We start from the raw sequence: 5,517 nt of genomic DNA on the forward strand, positions 1-5,517 counted from the left end.
AACCGGGTGACGGAGATCGCCGCCCGCTTCGGCGACCTGCCCGGCCCGGCGCGGGCGCTCGTCGAGGGAACCGCCGGCTGCTCGACCTTCCTCGCCGGCCTCATCGAGCGCGAGGCGGACTGGCTGCGCGCGGCGCTCGACACCCCACTGGAGGACACGCTGGCCGCGACGCTGGCCGCGATGCCGGCCGAGGGCACGGCGGCGCTCGCCGACTCGCTGCGCATCGCCCGCGGGCGGGTCGCGCTCCTGACCGCGCTCGCCGACCTCGGCGGCGCCTGGGGGCTCGCGGAGGTGACCGGCGCGCTGACCGCGCTCGCCGACCACGCCGTCGGGCTCGGGCTCGCCGCCCTCGTCGCCGAAGAGATCGCCCGCGGCAAGATCCCCGGCGCGACCGAGGCCGACATCGCCGAGGCGGCCGGCATGTTCGTCCTCGCCATGGGCAAGATGGGAGCGGGCGAGCTCAACTATTCCTCCGACATCGACCTCATCGTCCTCTTCGACGAAAGCCGCCACGACCCGGACGACTATGCCGACGTGCGCAAGGCTTTCATCCGCGTCACCCAGCGTCTGGTAAAACTCCTCTCCGAGGTCACCGCCACCGGCTACGTCTTCCGCGTCGACCTGCGCCTGCGCCCCGACCCCTCGGTCACGCCGGTCTGCATCGCCTCCGACCCCGCCGAGCATTATTACGAGAGCGTCGGCCGCACCTGGGAGCGCGCCGCCTACATCAAGGCCCGCCCCTGCGCCGGCGCCATCGCCGCCGGCGAGGCCTTCCTCGCCCGCCTCCACCCCTTCATCTGGCGGCGCCACCTCGACTTCGCCGCCATCGAGGACGCCCAGGACATCCGCCAGCGCATCCGCGCCCACAAGGGCCTCGCCGGCCCGCTCAAGCTCCCCGGCCACGACATCAAGCTCGGCCAGGGCGGCATCCGCGACATCGAGTTCTTCACCCAGACCCGCCAGCTCATCACCGGCGGCCGCGACGAGGGCCTGCGCCAGCGTCAGACCCTCGCCGCCCTCTCGGCCCTCGCCGACAAGGGCTGGGTCGACCGCGAGGCCGCCGGGACGCTATCGGCCGCCTACGTCGCCCACCGCGAGCTCGAGCATCGGCTGCAGATGCTCGAGGACGCACAGACCCAGCGGCTGCCGGAGAGCCCGGAGGAGATGGCGCGCCTCGCCGACTTCTGCGACCGGCCGCTCGCCGGGATGGAGGAGGAGATCCGCGCCCGCCTCGAGACGGTGAAGGCGCTGACCGAGCCCTTCTTCCTCCCCGAGGAGCGCAGCACCGAAGCCCCCTCCCCCGAGGCCGTCTTCGCCGACCCGGCGAGCGCCGAGGCCACGATGGCCGCCTGGCGCCGCCTGCCCGCCCTCCGCAGCGAGCGCGCCCGCGGCATCTTCCGCCGCCTCGAGCCCGAGCTCCTCCGCCGCATGGCGAGCGCCGCCAGCCCCGACGCCGCCCTCGCCTCGCTCGACGCCTTCCTCTCCCGCCTCCCCGCCGGCGTGCAGATCTTCTCGCTGATGCAGGCCAACCCGCCGCTCCTCGACCTCCTGATCGACATCTGCGGCAGCGCGCCCGAGCTCGCCCGCCACCTCGGCGCCAACGCCGGCGTCCTCGACGCCGTCATCAGCGCCGACTTCTACCGCCCGCTCCACAGCGCCTCCGAGCTGCGCGCCCAGCTCGCCGAGCGCCTGCGCACCGCGCCCGACTACGAGGGCGCCCTCAACGCCGCCCGGGTCTGGATGCGCGAGCGCCACTTCCGCATCGGCGTCCACCTGCTGCGCGGCCTCGCCGAGCCTGAGGAGGCCGCCGCCGCCTACTCCGCCGTCGCGGAGGCCGTCCTCGGCGCGCTCTGGCCGGTCACGATCGCCGACTTCGCCATCCGCCACGGCCCCCCGCCCGGCGCCGGGGCGGCCGTCGTGGCCATGGGCAAGCTCGGCTCGCGCGAGATGACCGTCTCCTCCGACCTCGACCTCATCGTCATCTACGACGCGCAAGGGGCGGAGACCTCCGAGGGCCGCCGCCCGCTGCCGGTCACCACCTACTACGCCCGGCTCACCCAGGCGCTCATCTCCGCCCTCTCCGCCCCCACCGCCGAGGGCATCCTCTACAGGGTCGACATGCGGCTGCGCCCGTCAGGCCGCTCCGGCCCGGTCGCCACCGCGCTCGCCGCCTTCCGCCGCTACCAGGCCGAGGAGGCCTGGACCTGGGAGCATCTCGCGCTCACCCGCGCCCGCGTCGTCGCCGGGCCGGCCGCCCTCGGCGAGGAGGTGCACGCCACGATCGCCGCCGTCCTCGCCCGCCCGCACGACCCGGCCAAGGTCGTCGCCGACGCCGCCGACATGCGCCGCCGCCTCGCCGAGGCGCAGGAGGCCGCCGCCGCCGACCCCTGGGAGGTGAAGCTCGGCCCCGGCCGGATGATGGACATCGAGCTCCTCGCCCAGACCGGCGCCCTCCTCCACCCGCCGGCCGGCACCCGCAGCCCGAAGCGGATGCTCGCCCGCCTCGGCAAGGCGGGCTGGATCGCCCCTACCGACGCCGCCTTCCTCGCCGCCGCCCTCGGCCGGCTCGCCGATCTGCAGCAGATCCTCCGCCTCGCCAGCGACCGCACCATCGACCCCGCCGCCGGCGGCGCCGGCCTCGTCCGCCTGGTCCTCGCCGCCACCGGCGAGCCCGACCTCGACACCCTCCGCCGCACCCTCGCCACCGACGCCGACCGCGCCGCCGCCATCATCGCCGCCCGGCTCGCCACCCCATGACAGAGGAGACACCCATGCCCGACGCCAAGGTCCTGCTCATCACCGGCGCCTCCAGCGGCATCGGGCTGGCGACCGCCCGCGCCGCCGCCGCGCGCGGCTGGCGCCTGGCGCTCGCCGCCCGCTCGCGCGACCGTCTCGAGGATTTCGTTGCCGACGCCGGTCCCGACGTCGCCCTGGCCATCCGCACCGACGTCACCGACCCCGCCGACCAGGAGCGCATGGCCGAGGCGGCGGTCGCGCGCTTCGGCCGCATCGACGCGGTCTTCGCCAACGCCGGCATCGGCGGCGTGCCCGGCGGCTTCTCCGCCGCCCCGCCGGAGAGCTGGCGCGCCATGGTCGAGACCAACATCCTCGGCGTCGCCTATACCCTGCGCGCCACGCTGCCGCACGTGAAGGCCGCGCGCGGCCACGTGCTCATCACCGGTTCGGTCGCCGGCCGCCGCACGCTGGCGGGGTCGATGTACTCCGCCACCAAGTGGGCGGTGACCGCCATCGGCTACGGCCTGCGCGAGGAGCTGCGCGGCACCGGCGTTCGCGTCACCCTGATCGAGCCCGGCACGGTCGACACCCCGTTCTTCGACGCCCCGAGGCCCGAGGGCCTGATGCCGGAGGACGTGGCACGAGCCGTCCTCTACGCCCTGGAGCAACCCCCGACGGTCGACGTGCACGAGCTGACCGTGCTTCCCACGCCGCCCCTCGCCTGATGCTGCCCATCGTCTTCCATCCCGACTATGTCGCGCCGCCCCGCCGCGGCCACCCCTTCCCGATGTCGAAGTACGGCTACCTGCGCGACGCGCTCGTCGCCCGCCGCCTGCTGCCCGCCGCCGGGGGCTTTCTCGCCCCCGCCGCGGCGAGCGTCGCCCGGGTCGCCGCCGTGCACGCCCTTCCCTACGTCGAGCGGGTGGCGAACCAGACGCTCGACGCCGCCGAGGAGCGCGCCATCGGCCTGCCCAACACCGCCGCCGTCGCCCGCCGCGGCTTCCTCTCGGCCGCCGGGACGCTCCTCGCCGCGCGGCTCGCGCTCGAGCAGGGGATCGCCTGCAACATGGCCGGCGGCTCGCACCACGCCGGCCCGGATGGCGGGGCGGGCTTCTGCGTCTTCAACGACGTCGCCGTCGCGGCGCAGGCACTGCTCGACGAGGGCATCGCCGCCCGAATCCTCGTCATCGACTGCGACGTGCACCAGGGCGACGGCACCGCCCGCATCTTCGCCGGTCGCCCCGAGGTCCTCACCCTCTCGCTCCACGCCGAGCGCAACTACCCGGCTGAGAAGGCCCGCTCGGACCTCGACCTGCCGCTCCCCGACGGCCTCGGCGACCGCGCCTATCTCGAGGCCCTCGCCCAGGCCCTCGCCGCGGTCGCCGCCTTCCGGCCGGCGATCGCCTTCTACAATGCCGGCGTCGATCCGCATGCCGGAGACCGGCTCGGCCGGCTCGCGCTCAGCGACGCCGGGCTCCGCGCCCGCGACCGGCTGGTGACCGAATGGGCCCGCCGCCGGCGGCTGCCGCTCGCCTGCGTGCTCGGCGGCGGCTACGACAGCGATCCGGCCCGGCTCGCCGCGGGCCACGCCCTCCTCTTCGAGGAGGCCGCGCGCGTCGCCGCCTGAAGCGCGCTTGACGGCCCCGCCCCCCGCCCACTACCGAAGCACATGGACACGCGCTTGCAGATCGGCTGCTGGATCGGCCTCCCGAGCCCGGAGGCGGCCGAGATCGTCGGCGGCACCGGCTTCGACTTCGCGATCGTCGACCTCGAGCACGGCGTCGCCGGCATGGAGACGGCGATCCGCATGATGATGGCGCTGACCGCCACCGGCACGCCGCCCTTCGTGCGCATCCCCGAGCCGAGCGACGGCTGGATCAAGCGCGCGCTCGACGCCGGCGCCGCCGGCGTCATCGTCCCGCGCGTCGAGGACGCGGGCACCGCCCGGCGGCTCGCCGGCTTCGCGACCTACGGGCCCGAGGGACGCCGCGGCGAGGGCACGGCCGTCGCGCGCGGCGCCCGCTGGGGCCGCGACGCCGGCGGCTACCGCAGCCGCTGGCGCGAGACGGGCGGGCTGGTGCTGCAGATCGAATCGCCGGCCGGCCTCGCCGTCGCCGCCGAGATCGCCGCCGTCCCCGGCGTCACCCAGCTCTTCTTCGGCCCGTCCGACTTCTCCGCCTGCCTCGGGGCCGAGCTCGCCGACCCGCGCGTCGCCGAGGCCGCCCGCGAGGTGGCGCGCATCGCCCGCGCCGCCGGCCGCGAGGCGGGGACGGTCACCTTCCCGGGCTCGGGCTTCGCCGAGCTCGCCGCCATGGGATACACGCACGTCCTCGGCGCGTCGGACATCGCGCTTCTCGTCCCGGCGCTCGACGCGCATCTCGAGGCCGCCCGTCGCGAGCTCGGCCGTGGCCAAGGGTGAGCTCGCCTGCGATCCGCGCGGGCTGATCCTCGAGGCCTACCGCATGCAGCTCACGCCCGAGGACGCGCGGACCATCTTCCTCGACTGGGCGCTCGGGCCGGAGGCGGGCGAGGCCGGCGCGATCGCCGAGCTCCTCGCCCACTACGCCGCCCGCCAGCCCGACCATCCGATGTCCGCCGTCCTGCGCGCCGCCGCCGCTGAGACGGCGCCGACGCCCGGCCGGCGCGGCGGCTATCGGGCTCGGCGCCGCTGACCGGCCCTTCTCCAGGTGAATTGTCCGGTCCTGTCGCGCGCGCCGCACGCGTTAGGCATGAATCTCGACTGAATCGGGGGATTCCCAAAGGCGGGTGTTTCTGATTCCC

The 5,517-nt window shown here is 75.5% G+C and carries 5 protein-coding genes; all 5 read left to right on the forward strand.

Going from position 1 to position 5,517, the window contains the following annotated elements; all coding sequences use genetic code 11:
• Positions 1 to 2,757, forward strand: a 2,757-nt coding sequence (locus Q0112_RS02850) for a bifunctional [glutamine synthetase] adenylyltransferase/[glutamine synthetase]-adenylyl-L-tyrosine phosphorylase (RefSeq protein ID WP_297971133.1), incomplete at its 5' end; no start/stop codon positions are given.
• Between the two features lie 14 nt (positions 2,758 to 2,771).
• Positions 2,772 to 3,461 (forward strand): SDR family oxidoreductase, encoded by a 690-nt coding sequence (locus Q0112_RS02855; protein ID WP_297971136.1) that lies wholly within the window; start codon positions 2,772 to 2,774, stop codon positions 3,459 to 3,461.
• Positions 3,461 to 4,363 (forward strand): histone deacetylase, encoded by a 903-nt coding sequence (locus Q0112_RS02860; RefSeq protein ID WP_297971139.1) that lies wholly within the window; start codon positions 3,461 to 3,463, stop codon positions 4,361 to 4,363. Before Q0112_RS02855 ends, Q0112_RS02860 begins: the two co-directional genes overlap by 1 nt.
• A gap of 42 nt (positions 4,364 to 4,405) precedes the next feature.
• On the forward strand, positions 4,406 to 5,155 hold the full coding sequence (locus Q0112_RS02865) for an aldolase/citrate lyase family protein (RefSeq protein WP_297971143.1): 750 nt from the start codon (positions 4,406 to 4,408) through the stop codon (positions 5,153 to 5,155).
• Entirely contained in the window at positions 5,142 to 5,408 is a 267-nt protein-coding gene (locus Q0112_RS02870; protein ID WP_297971146.1) for a hypothetical protein, read from the forward strand. The genes Q0112_RS02865 and Q0112_RS02870 overlap by 14 nt, the downstream gene beginning before the upstream one ends.
• The last annotated feature ends 109 nt before the right edge of the window (positions 5,409 to 5,517 follow it).

It is taken from the genome of uncultured Amaricoccus sp. (genome assembly GCF_937858865.1).
Lineage (GTDB): Bacteria > Pseudomonadota > Alphaproteobacteria > Rhodobacterales > Rhodobacteraceae > Amaricoccus.